Below are 20,606 nucleotides of genomic sequence, written 5' to 3' on the forward strand. Positions count from 1 at the left end.
CTGTCCATTCTCTGGCGTTACTGCGGGTGCACGCCGGCCTGCTCCATCATCGGTGCCAGCGACTGCTCCAGATCGCACACCGAACGGCGGCAGGCCACAAAGCGGATATTGTTCTGCGTGGCCAGTTGCCGGTAATTGCGCATGACGTTATGGCCCATGAAATCCGTAAACAGAATAATCAAATCCGCCCCGCGCGCACTGGTGGGCTTGCGCTGATGCGAAGCATCACGCCCGGTCAGATGGGCGGCAATGCGAATACCGTAACGGTCCAGCAACTGCGGGATATTACCCAGACGATCCGCCCCGATCAGATACGCATTCATATGCTCCCCTTGGCCGCCCTGTGGTGATGGGCGTGTGGTCAAGGTAGCACCGGACATTAAATAACAATAAAGAATATTAAGTTAGATTTTTATAACTTTGTGTGAGGTGTGAGGTGTGAGGTGTGAGGTGTGAGGTGTGAGGTGTGAGGTGTGAGGTGTGAGGTGTGAGGTGTGAGGTGTGAGGTGTGCAGAGTGTACGGCGGGGTTTGCCGGGTGCAACTGCTATGTCACGCGGCCCACAATTTTCACCCACCCCACAACTTCGTCATTCCTGACCTCGGCGCCCCCCCTGGCCGGAATCCAGGCGCAAACAGGTGTGCCGAAGGCACTGAAACCGGTTTGCCAGGCAAAGCCCACCTGCTGTGGGCAGACTGGATTCCGGCTCAAGGCCGGAATGACGAAGTGGTTGGGTGGATGACTCATTCTGGCAAGCAGACGATTTCCGGGGTTGCCGTCGCCGTTGATTTTCGGGGTTGCGGTTGCCTTTGACGTACCTCCCCTTGACTGCGCCGAGCATCGCAGCAAGGCGCGGCGATCAAGGCGAAGCGGTAGGCCGCAGGCCGAACTCGCGAGCCAGCCGCGTCTTGCGAGAAGCACAGGGAACTCGCGCAGCGAGCGCAGTCCCGCTGCCACTGACATCCCGGGCATCCTGCGGCAATGTGGGGACACCCCCGAGGGGCGTCGCCGGGGTCGCCTTTCTTTGGTTACTTTCTTTGGGGCCGCCGAGGTGGCGAAGCAAAGAAAGTAACGTGCTCCGGCCACCGCCGGTATCAAAACACCGCGCCGTCAGGCGCTAACAGCAGTCAAGTCTTCAAAGACAGCAGCAGGTGGATAGTCGCTACCGCCCCGAATCCACCCTCGGTAACTGGGAATCCCTCCTACACCACAGGAACAATCCCACCACAACGCCAGTGGCAAACAATGGATGGAACAATCCGGCCGTATGCCGCCAGAATTCAGGCATTTCATACAAATCTCGCAGACTCTGGCCAGCAGCCGCCAGAGTAACGCCGCTTGTTGCCCCGACAAGCATCAGCGTCCCGACAGGGAAAACGATCGTCATCAGGAAGACCGCGAGCAATGCCGTTTTTGATGCGCTCCCCGCAAAACGCATCATCAACCCCGCATACAGTGCTGAAACCACGCTCACCCAAGTGCTAAACCAATCAATCAGGCCTTCCATACCCAGTAAAGAAGGTGCAAATAAAATCAGCACATAGAGCAAAGTAAAACAGCCACGTCGCCACCGCATATAAATGTCATCCAAAGACAAGCGCTGGTGCCCATTCAACAAAAAAGGATGACTAAAGTCATCCTTTTTCCGTTCCTGCCCATCAAACAGCCACACCAATTACAACGGCTTGATATCCAGCTTCTCCATCAACGCCCGATCCCGTGTCACATCCGGATTCCCCGTGGTCAGCAGCTTATCGCCGTAGAAAATAGAGTTGGCACCTGCCATGAAACACAGCGCCTGCATCGCTTCCGGCATCTGCTGGCGGCCAGCAGAGAGGCGCACAAAGCTCTTGGGCAAGGTGATCCGGGCGACGGCGATGGTGCGGACGAACTCGGTCCAGTCCAGCGGATCAGTGCCGTGCAACGGCGTGCCTTCAACCTGCACCAGATTGTTGATCGGCACGGATTCCGGTTGCGGGTCCAGGTTGGCCAGCTGGGTGATCAGGCCGGCGCGGTCTTCACGGGTTTCGCCCATGCCGACAATGCCGCCGGTACAGACATGGATACCGGCCTTGCGCACTTTGCCCAGGGTATCCAGACGGTCGTCATACTGGCGGGTCGAGACGATATCGCCGTATTTCTCCGGCGCGGTGTCCAGATTGTGGTTGTAGTAGTCCAGGCCGCTGTCACGCAGTTGTTCGGCCTGCCCTTCCTTGAGCATGCCCAGCGTGGCACAGGTTTCCAGACCCAGCGCCTTGACGCCGGCAATCATCTTTTTCACTTCATCCAGATCACGCTGCTTGGGGCCGCGCCAGGCGGCGCCCATACAGAAGCGGCTGGCACCGTTTTCACGGGCGATGCGGGCGACGTCGATGACTTCATCCGCGCTCATCAGGGCTTCGTTCTCTACGCCGGTGTGATAGCGCGCAGCTTGCGGGCAGTAGCCACAGTCTTCGCTACAGCCGCCAGTCTTGACCGACAGCAGCGTGGAGAGCTGCACGCGGTTGGCGTCGAAATGTTCGCGGTGCACTTGTTGCGCGCGGAACAACAGATCGTTGAACGGCAGGTTGAACAAGGCCTCGATGTCGGCCACGTCCCAAGCGCCGGATTCCGCATGCGGTTCCAGCTTTTTGAAGGTCACGGGTTGCGTCAGCGCAGCAGGATGATTCATGGCTTTCCCTAAGCTAAGCGGGTTTGGTTTCTTGCATTTTGTGAGGGAGTCCAGCCAGTTGTCAAATTATCAGAAAAATTTTTTGAACAAATTGCAAAACACCGTGCGTAGTCTGCTGCCTCCGGCGCAATGCGTGTTCTGCGGGCAAATGTCCAGCCGCGCACTGTGCCCGGCCTGCCGGCATGAACTACCCTGGCTGGATCAGCCTGTCTGCCCGCGCTGTGCCATGCCATCACTTGCGGCGGGTGACTGCGCGCAGTGCCAGCGTACCCTGCCCGCGTTCACCCATACCGTCGCGGCGTTTGCGTATGAGGGCTGGCTGGCGCGTTGTATTCCCGCCGGCAAGTTCTCCGGGCGCTGGTCACTGTTTGATCTGCTGGCACGCGAAGCCGCGCACCGGCTGGATGGCGCGGCCCGGCCAGATGTCATCATCCCGGTTCCGCTCTTTACGGCGCGCTGGCAAGAACGTGGCTTTAACCAGAGCCAGCAGATTGCCCAAGTCTGGGGGCGCTACCTGAACGTGCCGGTACAAACACGCTGGCTGGCACGCGTACGCGACACCGGCCACCAGTTGCGGCTGGATCTTCCCGCACGCCAGCGCAACCTGCGGCATGCCTTTGTGGCCAAGGCTGCGGTTGCCGGCCGCCATCTGGTGCTGGTCGATGATGTCATGACCACCGGCACCACCTTGCACGTGGCCGCCAGAACCCTGCGCCAGGCCGGCGCCCGCCGCGTGGATGCCTGGGTGCTGGCACGCACCTTGTAATCTGTCCGGCCACTGCCGGCCAAAAAAAAGCGCAGCTTGTGGCTGCGCTTTTCTGGCACCGGCAGGTAAGCCCGTGCTTGATGGGTATTGGTTATTGCGGAATCAGCGGCTGAATCTGCTTGAGTACCGCAGAGGCCCAGATCTTGTGGGCGCCATTGGTCGGGTGCACGTAGTCAGCAAACAGGTAGTTGCTGTCGGTTGCGCCCGGCGTCAGCGTCGATGCAGTGCAGATCAGCGAGGTCAGCGTGGATGCGTCACCCGGTGTGGTTTCAGACGTACATGCCGGCGAGGTCACGTTGATCATGCCGTAGGTCGACGGCGAAGCCTGCACCGACTTGAGCAGCGCATTGGCATCAAACGTGATGATCTTGGTGCTGGCAATGCCGGCAGCAACTTCGTCGTTATAGGCTTTGACCATGGCGGTCATCAGCGCCGGCATGTCACCAATAAACGGCGCCAGCCCGGCGTACGGGGTACTCGGCAATTGAGTGGCCAGACCTGCCTGAACGACACCCGCGAACGGCGTTGCGCCAATGTCAGGCACGTTTGCGTAAACGACGTTGGTTGCACCAGCACCAGGCAAACGTTGCAGCTGCGCCACCATGTTATCTGCCGTGGTTTTGCCAAAGGCTGTCACGACTGCCGTTGCTGTGGTGGTATCGCCCGATGCAGCGCCGATCGCTCCCAGAAGTTGAATCAGATTGGTTTGATTCTGGAAGTAGTTAAGGATGTCGTTAGCACCGCCATCAATCAGCACCAGTTGGCTGCTGCTGAAGGCCGGAGTGGCGGCCAGATACAGGTCAATCTGCGTCTTCACCGACAATGCAGTTGCTTCTTGCAGCGGCACGGTCGAGCTACCCACAGTGGTATTCACGATGCCGCCATTGGCTGGATCGGTCATCACCGTGGCACCACCCTGGGCGTAGTCAGTGCCGCCCAGGGTCACAACCTGCCCCGGACCCTTGTAAGGAACGGCTGGCAGACCAAAGTCCACACGCTGGTACGGTTGCAGGTAGAAGTTATAGGCCAGTGCAACGTAGGAGGTCCACGGTGCGCCCGGCTTGGTGGTAAATGCCAGACCAGGAGACGGCGGATTTGGGCCCGCTGTGGTCAGCGCAATCGTCGTGGGGTTGTAGGTGCCGACATCGTTCAGGCTGTCACCAAAGACCACAACCTGTTTGATATGGGTTTGTGTCTGGGTGGCGTTGTTGCTGTCAAAGTCGTGACCACCATCGCTACCCCCACCACAGGCGGCCAGCAAAACTGCGGCTGCCAGCGCAGACAGTGCGCCGATTCCTTGTGTGCGCATGCGCATCTCCTTCCTTAATTATTCGTTTGTTTGACTTTCCAGCCAGCGGTCGCCGGAACCCCGAGCGGAACGGGGCACAGAGTGTACCTGATTTGTAGTGATTTATTTCGCACTACATGGTGCAGCGTAATAATCCCGCAACAGCCCCAACAATAAGCAGTTTCAGCAAGACGGGCGTTTAACACCGACGCCGGTTTGCAGGCGCAAAAAAACGGCGGCAAAAATGGCCGCACTCTGGCGGCCATCGGGGCGGTAACCCGCATGAATGCTGGCTACCAGGGGAACTTGTCAAAAGAGATGTTGTAGGTCGCGTCCATGGTGCTTTCATAAGCGCCAAAACGCGTGACCAGCGACCAGTTGCGCGAAAGCCGCAATGTGAGCTTGATGGCATCTTCCAGGCCATCCAGACTCTTGTCGAAGGCAATCGATACCTTGTCGGTCAGCCGCTTGCCGATCGACACGATCTGCGTGGTGGTGCCGTCGGCGTGTTTGTCCGTGCTCATGCCAACTTCATCAATCCCGATACTGCCCAGGATCTCTTGCGACAAGCCCTGGCCGGATGAATCCCCCGCCAGCAGGGCATTGAGCGCCTGCACCATGACTGCGGCATCGCCCTTGTCCATGCTGTCGGTGCCGTGGCCAAACAGCAGCCACGCCAGCTTTTCGTTATCCGGCACGGCCGGTTCAGAGTACAGCGTCACGCGTGGCGAGCTGGCCGTGCCCTTCACCGCCACACCGGCCTCGACCGACAAGCCGCGCCGCATGGCCAGGATATCCAGCCCGGGGTTATCCAGCGGGCCAGAGAACGACAGCACACCGCGTTCAATCGTCAGGTTCTGCCCGTAAGCAGCGTATTTGCCGTCTTCCACACTCACCGTGCCATGGGCCGACAAAGACTGGTTGGGGCTGGCGCGCAGGCGCAGTGCGCCAGTCAGGCGTGCGTCCAGGCCGTAGCCCTTGAACGTAAAGTCATCGCCCAGATCGACATCAAACTGCAAGGCTGCCAGCGGCACGTTGGCTTTTTCTTCGCGCTGCACGCCCGCCAGCACCACGTCATCAGACAAATGCGGCTCGCCGGCGGCTTGGTAACGCACCATGCCGCGATCTGCCCGCATATTGCCTTTGACTGAAATCCCGTCCTTGTCATACCCGACCAGACCCTTGCCGGACACGATCAGTTGCATGTCCGGCTTGTTGATCAGAGTCAGGTGTTCCGCGGTGATATTGGCTTCAGCATGCGGGCCTTCCTTGCCGATATCCATGGTGCCATCCGCCCGCAGCACGCCCTGGCCGCCATGGAACTCAAACTGCTTGAGTGTCAGGCGGTTGTCCTGCATGACCAGATGCACCGTGCCGTCACGCAGGGTCAGGCCGGTGGCGGTATCGCGGATATCCAGCTTCTGCCCGTCTACCGAACCGGAAATACGGGGTTCTTCCAGCGTGCCATTACGGTGGATTTCAAAGCGCACGCCGCCCGCCAGCGCAATATTGCTGCTGACCAGCGGGGCGATCTTGTCCAGTTTCTCGATATTGCCCACGGCGTTGAACGTCAGCGGTGCCCCCGGGGCAATGCGTTTGTCGTGCCAGTCAAGCTGGGTATTGCCATCCAGATTGACCGTGCCGAAACGGTCGCTGGATACCAGCCCGGACAGTGCCACGCGTGATTGTTTTGCATCCAGCCGTGCGCGCAGTGCCGTCAGCGTAAATGCCTGCGGTGCGCCGCCACTTTGCAGGCGGATATCGCCCGAATCGCGTTGCAGTTCAACAAAACCATCCAGCACGTCGGCACCGGTCAGGTCCCAGCGGCCGGACAGCAGCATGTCGCTGGTCAGGTTTTTGACTCCCGCCAGCACCAGGTAATCTGACAGCGGCGCTTTTTGCAATTCACCGGCCGTGCTCAGATGGCTGCCGGTCATATCCAGCCGCGCAATATGAATCTGGCCATTACCCACTTTCAGGCGGGTATCGGCCAGCGCCACCCGCTGCGCGCCGGCCGTCAGCGTGGTCGGGGCCAGCAGTTCAACCTTGAGCGGGCCTTCGGCGATCAGGCGTTCTATGCGTCCTTGCCAGTTCCACTGCGCATCCAGCGCGCCGGCCGCGGCAAAGTCTGCGGTGATGGGCTGGTTCTGGTATTTGCCCTGCATGGCCAGCGTCATCTGGTGCTGGTTGCGGGTGCCTTCCAGATTGAACTTCAGGCTGCTGACATTGGCGTCAAAACCACTGGCATTGACCAGATCGACATTGGCGTGGATCGGGCTGTTCAGGTCTGCAAACAGGCGCGCATCCAGATGCGCTTCCTGAACCTGTACGCCAAACGGGGTTTTCAGGCCTTGTGCGGCCAGCTTGCCCTGAATCTCTGGCCGTTTGAAGCCACCGCGCAGGCTGACGTCGCCATTCACCGCCCCGCCAAAACCCTGGCCGGCATCCGCCAGATGCGGCAAATCCAGGTGCAGGTTAAGCTGATCCGACGCGGCGCCCAGCGCACCTTTGGCATCAATGCGGTTGGTGCCCAGCTGCAGCCACAGCCCCGGCGTCACCATGCGTTTTGCATCCAGTTTCGCTTCACCCTGCCCGGCCAGCGGCTGGCCACTGAAGGTGCTGTTGGCCAGCTTGTATTGCAACTGGCCTTGCCACGCCGGTTGCAACTGGCCCGACGCGGTGAAGTCGCCACTGATACTGCCCACCGGCGCGGCCACGTATTCGGCCGGGTTCACCTTGGCAAACTTGCCAGTGGCTTTGAAATCCTGCTTGCCATCCAGCGCAAATTCGCCAGACAAGGCAACACTGGCCGGGCCGCGGGCCAGGCCCAGTTTGCGGATGGCCAGGCGCCGTTCTTTTTCTGGATGAATCCAGCCCAGATCCACGTTGGCAGATGCCTTGTAACGCGCATCGGCCAGTCTGGCCTGCACGTCTGGCGCTTTGTACGGGCCGGACAACTGGATATCGCCCGACAAGCGCGTTGGCGGCTGACGCTTGAGCAAACTGGCAATATCCAGCGCATCAAGCTTGAAATCGGCCTTGAGCTTGTCTTGCCGGAACTCGCCCTGCCCGGTCACTTTGGCGCCGCCCAGCAGGCGCGCTTCAAAGTCCTGCAGATCAAGCCGGTCTGCAAACACGGTAAAGCGGGTACTGAGCCCGGTCAGCGGAATGGCATCTTCATCAATCATGGCCGCCGCGGTATTGCTGATCACGATGGTGCCATCGGCGCGGTCTTTCGCGCGCGGCACCAGGGTCATCTGGGCCGAGAGCGAAGCCTGCGGCAATGAGCCCATCAGCTGTTTGGGATTAACGCGCTCAGCGGTCAGCCGCAGTTCGTGCAGCATGGTGTAGCTGTATTCGGCAAACACATCCGCGCGCAGCGAGACACTGGCTTGCGCCACTTCGCCCTGCAAGCGCCCCTGCACTTGCAAGTCGCGCAGATTGTGATTGAGCTGCAGGCCAGCCTGCACATACTTGCCATCCAGATGGCCATGAAACTGCACCTGGCCCACGGTCTTGAAGGGCGCGTCGCCTTCCAGTTGCAGGTCGGCCTCTACCCGGCCGCGCGGGGTCAGCAACTGCGCCAGCTTGAGCTGATGCAGCTCGCCATCGCTATGCAAACTGGCTTTGAGGCTGGTAAAGACCAGCGGCGTATCGACGATCTCCAGCCGCGCCAGTTGCAGCTCATCCAGCCGGATCGCGATCGGCAGGTTCAGGCTGGTGGGTGGCGGCGAGGCCGGCTTGTTGGGCGGCTGCGGCTTGCTGGTCACGCGCACCGAGCCCACGTCCAGCGCATCAATGCCCACCCGCTCGTAAAACAGTTCTTGCGGACGCCAGGTGAGGTCGATCCTGTCCACGCTCACATGCACTTCCGGCGTATCAACCACCAGATCATGCACGATCAGATTGCGGTACAAAGAACCCTCAACCTTGCCAATGCGCACCATGCCGGTGGCGTTGACCTTTTGCAGCAGCCAGTCATGGCCATGACCGGTATCAATCCACCACAAGGCCCCGGCCAGCACAAGGACCAGCAGGATCAACAGCCACAACGGGCCGCGCCACAGCCAGTGCAGCCAGTGACGGCACGCTCTGGCTGGCGGCGTCGGGGTCTCGGGGGGCGGGTTCTGGATGTCGTCCGTCATCAGAACGCCAGCCCCATGGCAAAGTGAAAGCGCCACTGCCGTTCAGTGACGCCATAAGCGATATCCGCGCCGATCGAGCCTACCGGGCTGATCCAGCGTGCGCCCACGCCAACGCCGGTATGGCCTTCCCAGCTTTGCCAGGTATCGGCGGCGTCACCGTAATCGGCAAACAACGCGCCACGCCAGGCTTTGTAAACCGGGTGCTGGTATTCAACGCTGCTGGTCGCCAGTACCCGGCCCGGGTTGACCGTGCCGTCGTCGGCTTTCACACCCAGGCTTTGATAATCGTAACCGCGCACGCTGCCCGCGCCACCGGCCCGGAACAGCCAGTCGGTTGGCACTTCAGACGCGGACCGCGCAAAGGTTTGCCCGGCCTCAAGGCGACCCAGGAAAATGCCTTCGTCACCCACCGGCCAGTACAACGCGCCTTTGCTGTACAGACGCACAAACGTCTGCGTGGACAGGATCTGGCCCGATGCGCCACCGCCCTCCACCTGCCAGATCGTGCCCTTGTGCGGATCACGCTGGTTATCCAGATCGCGGCGTATCCACTGATAGTTCAGGGTCAGCGAATGCGGGTGATCAATGTTGCCATCGCCCGAATCCCGGCGTTCAGTCAGGTATTCCAGCGTCAGGGTGCGATCGATATTGCGATCACTCACCGTGCGCGACACGCCGCCTTTGTAGCTGGTGGTCGACAGGCCCTGCACGACGCTGTGGTCACCCGTGAAGTAGATCTTGTGCGAGTAACCATCCGGCTGCTTGGGGAAGGACAAATCCGTGCTGAGCGATTGCTCCAGCCCTTCGTACACGGCTTTGGTATTCCACACCCAGCCACGATCAGCGATGTTGTTATAGCGGTAGTCAATCTGGCCGCGATAGCGCGTGTTGGTGCTGTAACCGGCCGCCAGCCCCAGTTTTTGCAGGGGCGCTTCCTGCACGGTGATGTCTACCGGCGCGTTGTAGGGCGGCGTGTTGGTCAGCTGGGTATCAACCACAGCCGCCGCCACTTGCGGCATTTCCTGCAGATCGGTCTGCAGGTTCAGGATTTCATAGCGCCGGTATTCGCCGCCTTCGACCAGGTGCACCTGATCGCGCACGATTTTTTCCGGATAGCGCTGCATGCCGTTGATCCTGACGTAGCCGTAGTGATAGGACGGCCCGCTATCAATCACCAGGGTCAGATCGACATAGTGTTTGTCTTCAGAGATCAGCGCTTCGCTCTGGGTAATGCGCGCGCCGGCATAGCGCCGGACCAGCACGGCGTTCAGCGTGGTGCGTTTGTAGAGGTCCCAGTCAGACTGGGTAAACAGATCGCCCTTGTCCAGCGGCGGCTTGCGCGCCAGCCGGGCCAGCAGCGCATCGCGGTAGGTCGGGTCGTCATTGATCGGGCCGGTCAGGCGCAAATCCACGTTGCGCACTTCCACCTGCGGGCCGGGTTCGACCGTGATATAGACGTGGTAGCTATCCCCTTCCGGCTCAATCCGCGCCTGCACGTCAGGCTTGAAATAGCCTTCGGTGTTGAGCAATCCGGCGGCGTCTTGCGGCGCGCGATCCACCGCCGCCTGCAGTTCATCTACCTGCAAACCTTTCTGGCTGCGCCATTTGTAGACCTCCAGATAAGACTTGAGCAGGTCCACCGCATCACCCGGGCCGGTGATATCAATCTTGTAGCTGTCTATCCTGCGCACGTCAGCGTCGGCGGTATCGGCCACAGCGGGCGTATCAGCCGTCGCGGGGGCATCGGCAGCGGGCTGGGGTGCTGAAGCAGTCTGGCCAGACGGTGCCGCTTGCGGTTCAGAGGCCGTTTGCGGTTCAGATGCCGTTTGCGGTTCAGATGCGGCTTGCGGCTCCGATGCGCGCGCGCCCCCGTACAGCAAGGCGAAAAAGCACAGGCAAAGAAAGCGCACCGGCAAGGACATTGAGGAAGGGGCTAAGGCAACAAATCAAGCCGCTACTGTACAGAAGTGTGACCCTGCGGTGAATCATAAACCGTACAAATCGGTGCTAAAAACCGAATGCGTGGCTGATTTCAGAATTACAGATGTAACAAGTATGGGCGTCGCCGGAAAACAGGCAAAAAAACAGCCCGGGACATAAACCACCGGGGGCGGATATGTACCACGGGCATCAGAGGATGGAGGAGTCGATAAAGCTAAGCGGCTCGCGCCGCCATTTTTAAGCCTAGGAGAGCTTAAAAACAGTTCTGCGCCAAGGGCTTGCACCCCTGCGCAAGGTTGTCAGATCAACGCGGGCACTGCGTCGATTGCCAACCGTGAGACTTGACCATCAAGCGGGTGATCCGTTGGGCGTTTTTCATAATCAGGTTGAAAGTACGCATTTTCCATCTCCTTTTGAATCTGGAACTTCAGTGGATCCGGCTTGTGGCTCGGCATGGACAAATAGTACCCCCACTACAAAATTGGTGCAAGTATTTTCGTAGAATTACTACGTAATAAGTTCGTAACATCAAGGAATATTGTTACGTTTATTTTGATGTTATTCATTAAAAAACAATTACTTACTGCATTGCAAAATGTAAAATATCACACCAAAAGTCGTGTAGCCAAACTACGCAATAAGGTGATACACCTCACTACGCACAGGGGCAGCGCATTCAAAGCACACTTGAGGTGCATCAATGCAAAGCCAATAAAAAAGGAGGCCGAAGCCTCCTTTCTGGTCAGTCTGCAGGTGCTGCTGTTTTGTTTATTCAGCCTTGCCCAGCAGCGCCGCTTTCAGATTGTCCTGCACGGGCTTGGGGCCCAGCCAGATCGACAACATGGCTGCTGCAAAGTCATCGCCAGCAATCACCGGGTAGGCCTTGCCGCGAACAGAGACCCGGGTGCCCTGCCCCGGAATGAAGTCCAGCGTGATCAGGTCGCCCTTGTCCACCGACTTCACTTCATTGAAGATTTTTTCCAGCGCGCCGATACGCGGCTTGAGCGCGGCCAGTTGCGTCTCGGAGACGTTGGCGGTCAGCCCTTCCACAAACGACTCATGCATGGTCGATGCCGAAACACTGCGCACCATATGCAGTTCCATCCGGCGCGGCGTGGTGGCGTTGATCACCGCTGCGGCATCGCCGGTTTTGGCAGAGGTATACAGCGCGGCGACATAGACACTGAAAATCAGTTTCTTGCGCATGCCGGCGCCATCCAGTTGCAGGCTTTGACCACCCACATCGGCGTGATCGGCCACGGTCTGGCCAGAGACTTCAACCGCCAGGGCCGGCGTGCCACCCAGGGTCAGTGCGGCAGCCAGTGCCAGAAGCGCCAGGCGCGATTGTTTGAGCTTCATCGTGTACGTTCCTTTTTGATCGGCCTTGTCTGCCGGTCCAGGCGTGCCCGGCCTGTCCGGCGCCACAACAGCCAGGCTGCTGCGGCAAAAAGGCGCTGATTATTATGTCTGTGCGGCCAGATGCAAAACGCGGGCAAAAAAAAGCCCGCAGTGTCAGACCGCGGGCACAAAAGGCAGAGCGTGAAGAAAACGGTAAAACCAGCCCGCAACACGGGTGGCAACCGGCACATTGCGTTGCTGCAGGGCGCAGCAGTCCTGACGCTTGCACTGGCAAGCACCCAAAGCTGTCTGCACTGACCGCAACCTCATGCCGGTCGCCTCATCATGGCGGGCCTTTACATCCTTACAGCGACTGGATGATGCCGGCGGCACCCATACCGGTACCGATACACATGGTGACCATGCCGTATTTGCCGGCCATGCCTTCGCGGCGCATGCCGTGAACCAGCGTGGCAGCGCGGATGGCACCGGTAGCGCCCAGCGGGTGACCCAGGGCAATGGCGCCGCCTTGCGGGTTGACCTTGCTGGTGTCCAGACCCAGATCACGGATCACGGCCAGCGCCTGTGCGGCAAAGGCTTCGTTCAGTTCGATCCAGGCCAGGTCTTCCTTGCTCAGACCGGCGCCACGCAGCGCAGCGGGGATGGCTTCTTTCGGGCCGATACCCATGATTTCCGGCGGCACACCCTTGACCGCAAAGCTCACATAACGTGCCAGCGGGGTCAGGTTGTATTCCTTCAGAATGCGCTCGGACACCAGGATCAGCGCGCCTGCGCCGTCAGACATCTGCGAGCTGTTGCCAGCCGTGACCGAGCCCTTGGCTGCGAACACGGTCTTGAGCTTGGCGAGACCCTCCATGCTGGTATCGCGACGCGGACCTTCATCCGTGGTCAGCGTCTTCTTGATCAGTTCCACTTCACCGGTGGCCAGGTTCGGCACGCGGTAGGTGACCTCCAGCGGGGTGATTTCGTCGCTGAACTTGCCGCCTTCAATGGCAGCCAGAGCGCGGCGATGCGATTCAACCGCAAACGCATCCTGGTCTTCACGGCTGACGTTCCACTGGTTGGCCACTTTCTCGGCGGTCAGACCCATGCCGTAAGCGATGCCCAGGTTTTCGTCCTTGGCGAAGATTTCCGGGTTCAGCGCAACCTTGTTGCCCATCATCGGCACCATGGACATGCTTTCCGTGCCGGCGGCGATCATGATGTCGGCTTCGCCGGTACGGATGCGGTCAGCCGCCATCTGCACGGCGTTGATGCCGGACGAGCAGAAACGGTTGATGGTTACGCCGCCCACGGTATTGGGCAGGCCAGCCAGCAGCACGCCGATACGGGCGATGTTCATGCCCTGTTCGGCTTCCGGCATGGCGCAACCGACCACGGCGTCTTCAATACGCGACGGATCCAGGTTGGGCACCTGGGCCAGTGCGCCCTTGATCACGTGGGCCAGCATGTCGTCCGGGCGAACATGACGCATCATGCCGCGCGGGGCCTTGCCTACCGGCGTGCGGGTCGCAGCAACAATGTAGGCTTCTTGAACTTGTTTGCTCATTGGTGACTCCTGTGAGGTGTGAGGGGCGAGGCGTGAGGGGTAAAACCCGGCAGCACACCTGCGTCTTCACACCACTTCAATATTCAGTCTGATTGGCAAGGTACAAAGCGCCGGAGCAAGGAACACCTCACTCCTCCCGCCTCACACCTCACCGCGCAACAATCAGTTGCGCAACGGCTTGTTGTTTTCCAGCATGTACATGATGCGTTCCTGGGTCTTGCCCTTCTTCAGCAGCCCCATGAAGCGCTCACGCTCCAGCTTCAGAATCCACTCTTCATCCACCAGCGTGCCGGCTTCAACATCGCCACCGCTGACCACATCCGCGATCTGGCAGCCAATGAAGTAGTCGTACTTGCTGATGAAACCGCCTTCGAGCATGTTCACCAACTGACCACGGATGGTGGCAGCGCCAGCGCGACCCATCACCGGGAAGGCCTTGGGCTTGACCGGGGCCTTGTAGTTGGCATCGGCCAGGGCGCGTACTTGCGACTGGGCCACGTGCAGGATTTCGTTGGCGTTGAACACGATGATGTCGGATTCACGCAGGTAACCGATTTCCCTGGCTTCTTCAGCAGAAGTGCCAACTTTGGCCATGGCCATGGCCATGTAGTAGTCCTTCAGGCTGGCGAGGATATCGCCACCCTTGGCCTCACGGGAGGCACGCAGGGCGAACTCCTTGCAACCGCCACCGGCCGGCAGCAGGCCCACGCCGACTTCCACCAGACCCACGTAGGTTTCCAGCGCAGCCACCACGCGGGCGCAGTGCATCAGGAACTCGCAACCGCCACCAAACGCATAACCTTGCGCGGCGCCAACCACCGGCACCTGGCTGTACTTGATGGTCATCGAGGTCTTCTGGAACTCGTGCACCATGTTTTCGATCGAGGCAAAGTCGCCGGTCATGAAGGCCGGGCCCATGCTGGCCAGATCCGCGCCGACCGAGAACGGGGCTTCCGGATGCCAGATCACCAGACCCGGGAAGCGCTCTTCCGCAATCTTCACGGCCTTTTGCACGCCAGCCAGCACATCCGGACCCACGCAATGCGCTTTGGTCTTGAAGGTCAGCACCGGCACGTCGTCGCCAGCGCGCAGCCACATGCGCACGCCGTCGTTTTCGAACACGGTTTCGCCGTAGTCCGGTTCAGCATCGCCAAACACGGTCGGCGGGTAAATCTGGCGTTCGTACACCGGCAGGCTGGACGTCGGCTTGAGGCTGTTGTCCGCGGCGCTGTAGCTGCCCTGCGGCGTATGCACGCCATCACGCTGGGCCACCCAGGCCGGCAGCGCGGCGCTGCTCATGGTCTTGCCAGCGGCGATGTCTTCGTTAATGGCCGCAGCAATGGCTTTCCAGCCAGCGGCTTGCCACATTTCAAACGGACCTTGCTTCCAGCCGAAACCCCAGCGAATGGCGAAGTCCACATCACGGGCGCAGCCGGCAATGTCGCCCAGCCAGTAGGCAATGTATTGCCACACATCACGCATGCAGGCCCACAGGAATTGCGCTTCCGGGTGCGCAGAGGCGCGCAGTGCAGCAAAGCGCTCAGCCGGGTCGGCAATCTTGAGGATGGCTTTGACTTCGTCGCTGCCCTTCTGGCCAGACGCTACGTACTCGCCCGCTTTCGGGTCCAGTACCAGGATGTCCTTGCCTTCTTTCTTGTAGATACCGGCGCGGGTCTTCTGGCCCAGCGCGCCCTTCTCGATCAATGCTGCCATCCAGGCCGGGGCCTGATAGTGGCTGTGCCACGGATCATCCGGCAGGTTGTCGGTCATGGTCTTGACCACGTGGGCGAAGGTATCGAGGCCCACCACGTCAGCGGTACGGAAAGTGGCAGACTTCGGACGGCCCAGGCGCGGGCCGGTCAGGTCGTCAACCACGTCAAAACGGATGCCGAAGCGTTCGGCGTGGTGAATCGTCGCCAGCATGGAGAACACACCGATGCGGTTGGCGATGAAGTTGGGCGTATCTTTGGCGCGAACCACACCCTTGCCCAGACGCGTCACCAGGAAGGTTTCCAGGGCGTCCAGCTGGGCGCCGGCGGTATGGGCGGTCGGGATCAGTTCGACCAGGTACATGTAGCGCGGCGGGTTGAAGAAGTGAATACCGCAGAAGCGATCACGCAGTTCTGCCGGTACACCTTCGGCCAGCTTGCCGATCGACAAGCCGGAAGTATTGGTTGCCAGAATGGCGTGTTTTGCCAGATGCGGGGCAATTTTGGCGTAGAGGTCCAGCTTCCAGTCCAGGCGTTCGGCAATCGCCTCGATCACCAGGTCACAGCTGGCCAGTTGTTCCAGATCGGTGCCGTAGTTGGCCATGGCAACGTGCTCGGCACGGGCCACGCTGGAAAACGGCGCGGGCTTGAGCTTTTTCAGATTGTCGATTGCCTTCTTGACGATGCCGTTGGCGTCGCCCTCTTTGGCCGGCAAATCAAAAAGCACGGTATCGATACCGGCGTTCACCAGGTGAGCGGCAATCTGCGCACCCATCACCCCGGCGCCAAGTACGGCGACGCGGCGAATGTTGGCTGTCTGGACCATAAGAAATATATCCCCAATAGAACTGGCCCCGTGGATAGGGCCTGAACAGACCGGCATGGCGGTTGCCCGCCATACCGGTCCACCTCGTTAGAAGTGGTAGTTCATCTGCGCGCCAAGAATATTGGCGTTGCTGGTGAAGTCTGCCACCGTGGTCGTACCGCTACCCGTACATGTGGGCAGCACGCAGCCTTCGTTGTTGTTCATGTGGGCGTCCTGGATGTTTACGTAGGTGTAGGCCACATCAACCGAGAGGTTGCGATTGAATGCATAGTTAAAGCCGATGGAGTACCAGATCCGGTTGTTGTCCGGCAGCGCCGCAATACGATAGGTATCGCTCGGCACCGGGGACTGGTCATACGCCACGCCGAAACGCAGCTGGAACGGATCGCTCCATTGATAAGTCGCGCCGAGCGAGTAGCGGTTGGTGTTCTTCCACTTTTGCTCGATCACAGCGTTCGGCAGGCCGTTGGAGAACTGCAGCGACAGTTCATCAAACTTGGAATGCCAGGTGTGGGTCCAGTCGCCCATCACAGCCCATTTGTCATTGATTTTCTTGAAGAAGTTCAGCGACAGGGTGTCAGGGGTATCGACCGAAACCTTGCCGTTACCATCTTCAAACGCAGAGAACGCGCCTTGCACGGCGGTGTTCAGTGCCTTGTTCAGGATGGTGCCGGCCGTACCATACTGGTTCAGGGCATCCAGGTTGAAGTTTTGCGGGTCGTTCCAGTCCGCATCACCCGACAGGTTCTGGTGAATGCTGCTGCGATAGGCGGCGCCAAAACGCAGGGTCGGGTCCACGTCGTACATCAGGCCGATGTTCCAGCCAAAGCCCCAGTCGGTGCCTTCGTAGGAAAGTTCGCCGTCGTACTTGGCATTGCCTTGCATGCTGGCAATGGCGGCTGGCAGGTTTTGCTGGATCTGCAGGGCTTGTGCCTGGGTCAGCAAACCTTGGGCCGTCATCTGGGTCACCAGGTTGGTGATCTGGGCCTGACCGGCCGGGGTGGACAACTGGGCTTGCAGCGATTGCGCGGCCAGCGAACCGAAGTCAGCCTTCTTCTTGAACGAGGCATCCATGTACTGGGCAGATACACCGACACCCAGCGACAGATGGTCGTTGAACTTGTAGGCAAACGACGGGTTGAACGTGTAGGTACGCATGTCCAGGCGGGTGGAGTTGTAACGACCTACCCAACCGCTGTCGTACTTGACCGAGTCACCGAACGGTACAAAGAAACCGATACCGGCATACGCCTGGTCATTGATCTGGTGCGTGTAGTACAGCTGCGGCACCGCGACGGCTTCGGTGGGGTCACCACCGTTGTTGCCCGAGACCGGTACACCGTTGACGGTGGTGGAACTGGCGTTGGACACCTTGATCGACGGGTCAACCACAACGATACCGCCTGCAATATTGTCCCCTTGCAGATGCGTCATGCCAGCCGGGTTAAAAAACAGGACAGACGCATCCTTGGCTTCCGCGCCGTTGGCGTTGGCCACGCTTTGCGCGCTGATACTCTGCACACCAAAGCTGTAGCCGGAAGCAAGTGCATGACCAGACAGTGCCACCAGCGAACCGGCACCAATCATGCGTAAAGCGCAGACCATCTTCTTCATCGTACTCTCCTTCAAACGCAGCTTCTGGCTGCGATTTTTTTGGGACCCGCCGCTCCTGGCGGGTTTTTCATCGGAGGCCTTGTAACGGCCTTCACTCAATTTCAGTCAAGCGTTTGTTCAGTTTTTGAGGCTAAAAAAACGACCTGCTGAATTTTTTATTCCGACTGGCCCGGCGGCAAGCCACCGGGCTCAAATACAACGGAGCCTTGACGTCAGGGTCTGTTCATGACTTTTGCCGGACAATCGCCCCCGGCAAACGCCGCCCTGCTCTTTCTCAGAAGACCACGCGGGTGGTGACTTCCGGGTCCGGGTTGTTCAGTTTCTGATCAAAGTCATCCACCATGATCACCGCACGCTTGAGCTGGCGGGCACGGGTAATGGCGTTGAATTCTTCTTGCGTAATCAGGCCCTTGCCCTGGGCATCAGCTAGTTGGGCATGAGAGGTCCAGCCCGACACCTGACCACCGCGGGCGGCCTTGCGCAGCTTGCCTTCAGCCGCTTCAGTGGCGATCACGGCCTTGAGTGCGTGATCCAGTACGCCCACCGGATCGGTCTCGGCAGTCGGCTTGTACATATATTCAGTCAGGCGATCACGGCTGACCGACGGTTCCATCAGCAAACGGGCAACCTTGGTACCAATGGCATCAGACGGTGCACGCTGGGTCAGACCGAACGGGAACACCACGAAGCGCATCAGGCAGGCCAGCAGGCGGTTCGGGTGGTTGTTCAGGAAACCATCCAGTGCAACCTGGCAGTCATGCAGTGCAGTCTGCGCAGCCCACTGCACCAGCGGCAGGTCTTCTGCGGTCGAACCTTCGTCCTGATACTTCTTCAGCACGGCGGTGGCGATGTACAGATTGGACAGCGCATCACCCAGACGGGCGGAGAGCTTTTCCTTGAACTTCAGGCTGCCGCCCAGCGAAGCCATACCCATGTCGGCCACGAAGGCAAACGCGGAGGACATGCGCATGGTGTTGCGGTAGTAAACCGAAGTCGGGCCGGATTTGGGGCTGCCGGCAAAGCGGGCGCAAGTCAGGCCCATGACCAGCGAACGCACGGCGTTGCTGATGGTGAAGCCGATGTGACCGATCACGGCGCTGTCAAAGGCGGCAGCGTCATTGCTCATGGCCGCGCGCAGTTCTTTGAGCACGAACGGATGGCAGCGGATGGCGCCCTGACCGAAGATGATCATCGAACGGGTCAGGATGTTGGCGCCTTCCACGGTGATCGCCACCGGAATGGCCTGATAACCGTGCGCCAGGTAGTTGTTCGGGCCGATACACACGGCCTTGCCGGCGTGCACGTCCATCGCATCATTGATGGATTTACGCATGCGTTCGGTGTTGTGGTACTTCAGGATGCCGGACAACACGGACGGTTTCTCGCCCATATCCAGACCGGTCAGCGCCAGGCTTTGTGCGGCGTCCATCTGGTAGGTAAAGCCGCCGATACGGGCCAGCGCTTCATCCACGCCTTCAAACTTGCCGATGGCCAGACCAAACTGGTTACGGATACGGGCATACGCGCCGGTGGTGAAGGAAGACAGCTTGCCAGAAGCGACGGACATGGCCGGCAGCGAGATACAACGACCCACCGACAGACATTCCACCAGCATGCGCCAGCCCTGACCGACGTAATCCTTGCCGCCGATCACCCAGTCCATCGGGATGAACACATCCTTGCCCCAGTTCGGACCGTTCTGGAACACGCTGGTACCCGGGTAGTGACGACGGCCGATCTGCACGCCTTCGTGTTCGGTCGGGATCAACGCGCAGGTAATGCCGATGTCTTTCTTGTCGCCCAGGAGGCCATCCGGGTCATACAGCTTGAACGCCAGACCCAGGATGGTCGCGATCGGGCCCAGCGTGATGTAACGCTTTTCCCAGGACACGCGGATACCCAGCACGTTTTCATGGTGCTCGCCGGTACGCGGATCGGTATAGCTGCCACGGGCCACGACGCCGTAGTCCGGGATACCACCGGCATCAGAACCGGCTTCCGGGCTAGTCAGCGCAAAGCACGGGATCTCGATCCCCTTCGCCAGGCGCGGCAGGTAGTAATTCTTTTGCGCTTCAGTGCCGTAGTGCTGCAGCAACTCACCCGGGCCGAGCGAGTTGGGCACCATCACCGTCACGGCAGCAGAGCCGCTACGGGTGGCGATCTTGGTCACAACACGGGCGTGGGCAAGGTTGGAGAACTCTTTGCCGCCGTATTGCTTCTTGATGATCATGCCCAGGAAGCCCTGATCCTTGATGAATTGCCAGGCTTCCGGCGACAGATCCTTGGTGTCGTGCGTGATCTTCCAGTCATCCAGCATGGCGCACAGCTGTTCTGTCGGGCCATCAAGGAAGGCTTGCTCTTCAGCGGTCAGCTTCGGGGCCGGAAAGCTGTGCAGACGATCAAAGTCCGGCTTGCCAGAGAACAGATCACGATCCCACCACACGGTGCCGGCGTCGACCGCTTCTTGCTCGGTCTGCGACATGGCCGGGGTGATTTTCTTGAAGACAGAGAACAGCGGGTTGGTAATGAAAGCGCGGCGGAACGGCTTGATATTGAGCACCGCCAGAATCACCACAATCACGGTGCCCACAATCACGTTCAGGCCGTGCGTGGCCACACCGTAAACAACGCCCAGCAACACCAGCAGGGACGACAACCACAGCGGCGCGCGCAGGTAAGCCACGGCCAGGAAAGCGATGAGGACAACAGCCACACAGATCAGCGCGGTCATGTCTTGAT

12 protein-coding genes are annotated in these 20,606 nt (G+C 59.8%); 1 reads left to right on the forward strand and 11 read right to left on the reverse strand.

Annotation, left to right across the window (positions count from 1 at the left end):
• Positions 1-17: 17 nt before the first annotated feature.
• The 3 genes from IEX57_RS07355 to bioB form a co-directional block, all read right to left on the reverse strand.
• On the reverse strand, positions 18-323 hold the full coding sequence (locus IEX57_RS07355; protein WP_188703642.1) for a DUF2325 domain-containing protein: 306 nt from the start codon (positions 321-323) through the stop codon (positions 18-20).
• An 838-nt stretch (positions 324-1,161) separates the two neighbouring features.
• A complete protein-coding gene (locus IEX57_RS07360; protein WP_188703643.1) occupies positions 1,162-1,671 on the reverse strand; it encodes a hypothetical protein in 510 nt (169 codons plus the stop codon).
• 3 nt (positions 1,672-1,674) lie between these two features.
• Positions 1,675-2,670, reverse strand: coding sequence for a biotin synthase BioB (bioB, locus tag IEX57_RS07365; protein ID WP_188703644.1), 996 nt, complete (start codon positions 2,668-2,670; stop codon positions 1,675-1,677).
• An 82-nt stretch (positions 2,671-2,752) separates the two neighbouring features.
• On the opposite strand from bioB, the gene IEX57_RS07370 reads away from it, so the two are divergent.
• Complete coding sequence (locus IEX57_RS07370; RefSeq protein WP_188703645.1) at positions 2,753-3,436, forward strand: ComF family protein; 684 nt, start codon at positions 2,753-2,755, stop codon at positions 3,434-3,436.
• Between the two features lie 91 nt (positions 3,437-3,527).
• Here the strand turns inward: IEX57_RS07370 and IEX57_RS07375 are convergent, their stop codons facing one another.
• The 8 genes from IEX57_RS07375 to IEX57_RS07410 all read right to left on the reverse strand — a co-directional run bounded on the left by IEX57_RS07375 (position 3,528) and on the right by IEX57_RS07410 (position 20,598).
• Positions 3,528-4,745, reverse strand: coding sequence for an SGNH/GDSL hydrolase family protein (locus IEX57_RS07375; protein ID WP_188703646.1), 1,218 nt, complete (start codon positions 4,743-4,745; stop codon positions 3,528-3,530).
• A gap of 272 nt (positions 4,746-5,017) precedes the next feature.
• On the reverse strand, positions 5,018-8,869 hold the full coding sequence (locus IEX57_RS07380; RefSeq protein ID WP_188703647.1) for a translocation/assembly module TamB domain-containing protein: 3,852 nt from the start codon (positions 8,867-8,869) through the stop codon (positions 5,018-5,020).
• Positions 8,869-10,791 (reverse strand): autotransporter assembly complex protein TamA, encoded by a 1,923-nt coding sequence (locus IEX57_RS07385; protein WP_188703648.1) that lies wholly within the window; start codon positions 10,789-10,791, stop codon positions 8,869-8,871. The genes IEX57_RS07380 and IEX57_RS07385 overlap by 1 nt, the downstream gene beginning before the upstream one ends.
• A gap of 787 nt (positions 10,792-11,578) precedes the next feature.
• Positions 11,579-12,169 carry a chalcone isomerase family protein gene (locus tag IEX57_RS07390; RefSeq protein ID WP_188703649.1) on the reverse strand — a complete coding sequence of 197 codons (591 nt, stop codon included), beginning with the start codon at positions 12,167-12,169 and terminating at the stop codon, positions 11,579-11,581.
• A 343-nt stretch (positions 12,170-12,512) separates the two neighbouring features.
• The gene (locus tag IEX57_RS07395) at positions 12,513-13,718 is read right to left on the reverse strand and encodes an acetyl-CoA C-acyltransferase (RefSeq protein ID WP_188703650.1); all 1,206 of its coding nucleotides are present in this window, start codon (positions 13,716-13,718) and stop codon (positions 12,513-12,515) included.
• Positions 13,719-13,880: 162 nt separating this feature from the next.
• Entirely contained in the window at positions 13,881-16,253 is a 2,373-nt protein-coding gene (locus IEX57_RS07400) for a 3-hydroxyacyl-CoA dehydrogenase/enoyl-CoA hydratase family protein (protein WP_188703651.1), read from the reverse strand.
• An 87-nt stretch (positions 16,254-16,340) separates the two neighbouring features.
• Positions 16,341-17,867 carry an OmpP1/FadL family transporter gene (locus IEX57_RS07405; RefSeq protein ID WP_188703652.1) on the reverse strand — a complete coding sequence of 509 codons (1,527 nt, stop codon included), beginning with the start codon at positions 17,865-17,867 and terminating at the stop codon, positions 16,341-16,343.
• Positions 17,868-18,141: 274 nt separating this feature from the next.
• Complete coding sequence (locus tag IEX57_RS07410) at positions 18,142-20,598, reverse strand: acyl-CoA dehydrogenase (protein WP_188703653.1); 2,457 nt, start codon at positions 20,596-20,598, stop codon at positions 18,142-18,144.
• Between the last annotated feature and the right edge of the window lie 8 nt (positions 20,599-20,606).

It is taken from the genome of Silvimonas iriomotensis, assembly GCF_014645535.1.
In the GTDB taxonomy this organism is placed as follows: Bacteria; Pseudomonadota; Gammaproteobacteria; order Burkholderiales; family Chitinibacteraceae; genus Silvimonas; species Silvimonas iriomotensis.

What these genes read in the sequence shown, in the direction of transcription:
- IEX57_RS07355 (WP_188703642.1), bottom strand. Translation starts at nt 323, where the DNA reads ATGAATGCGTATCTGATCGGGGCGGATCGTCTGGGTAATATCCCGCAG.
- bioB (WP_188703644.1), bottom strand. Translation starts at nt 2,670, where the DNA reads ATGAATCATCCTGCTGCGCTGACGCAACCCGTGACCTTCAAAAAGCTG.
- IEX57_RS07375 (WP_188703646.1), bottom strand. Translation starts at nt 4,745, where the DNA reads ATGCGCACACAAGGAATCGGCGCACTGTCTGCGCTGGCAGCCGCAGTT.
- IEX57_RS07380 (WP_188703647.1), bottom strand. Translation starts at nt 8,869, where the DNA reads ATGACGGACGACATCCAGAACCCGCCCCCCGAGACCCCGACGCCGCCA.
- IEX57_RS07385 (WP_188703648.1), bottom strand. Translation starts at nt 10,791, where the DNA reads ATGTCCTTGCCGGTGCGCTTTCTTTGCCTGTGCTTTTTCGCCTTGCTG.
- IEX57_RS07390 (WP_188703649.1), bottom strand. Translation starts at nt 12,169, where the DNA reads ATGAAGCTCAAACAATCGCGCCTGGCGCTTCTGGCACTGGCTGCCGCA.
- IEX57_RS07395 (WP_188703650.1), bottom strand. Translation starts at nt 13,718, where the DNA reads ATGAGCAAACAAGTTCAAGAAGCCTACATTGTTGCTGCGACCCGCACG.
- IEX57_RS07400 (WP_188703651.1), bottom strand. Translation starts at nt 16,253, where the DNA reads ATGGTCCAGACAGCCAACATTCGCCGCGTCGCCGTACTTGGCGCCGGG.
- IEX57_RS07405 (WP_188703652.1), bottom strand. Translation starts at nt 17,867, where the DNA reads ATGAAGAAGATGGTCTGCGCTTTACGCATGATTGGTGCCGGTTCGCTG.
- IEX57_RS07410 (WP_188703653.1), bottom strand. Translation starts at nt 20,598, where the DNA reads ATGACCGCGCTGATCTGTGTGGCTGTTGTCCTCATCGCTTTCCTGGCC.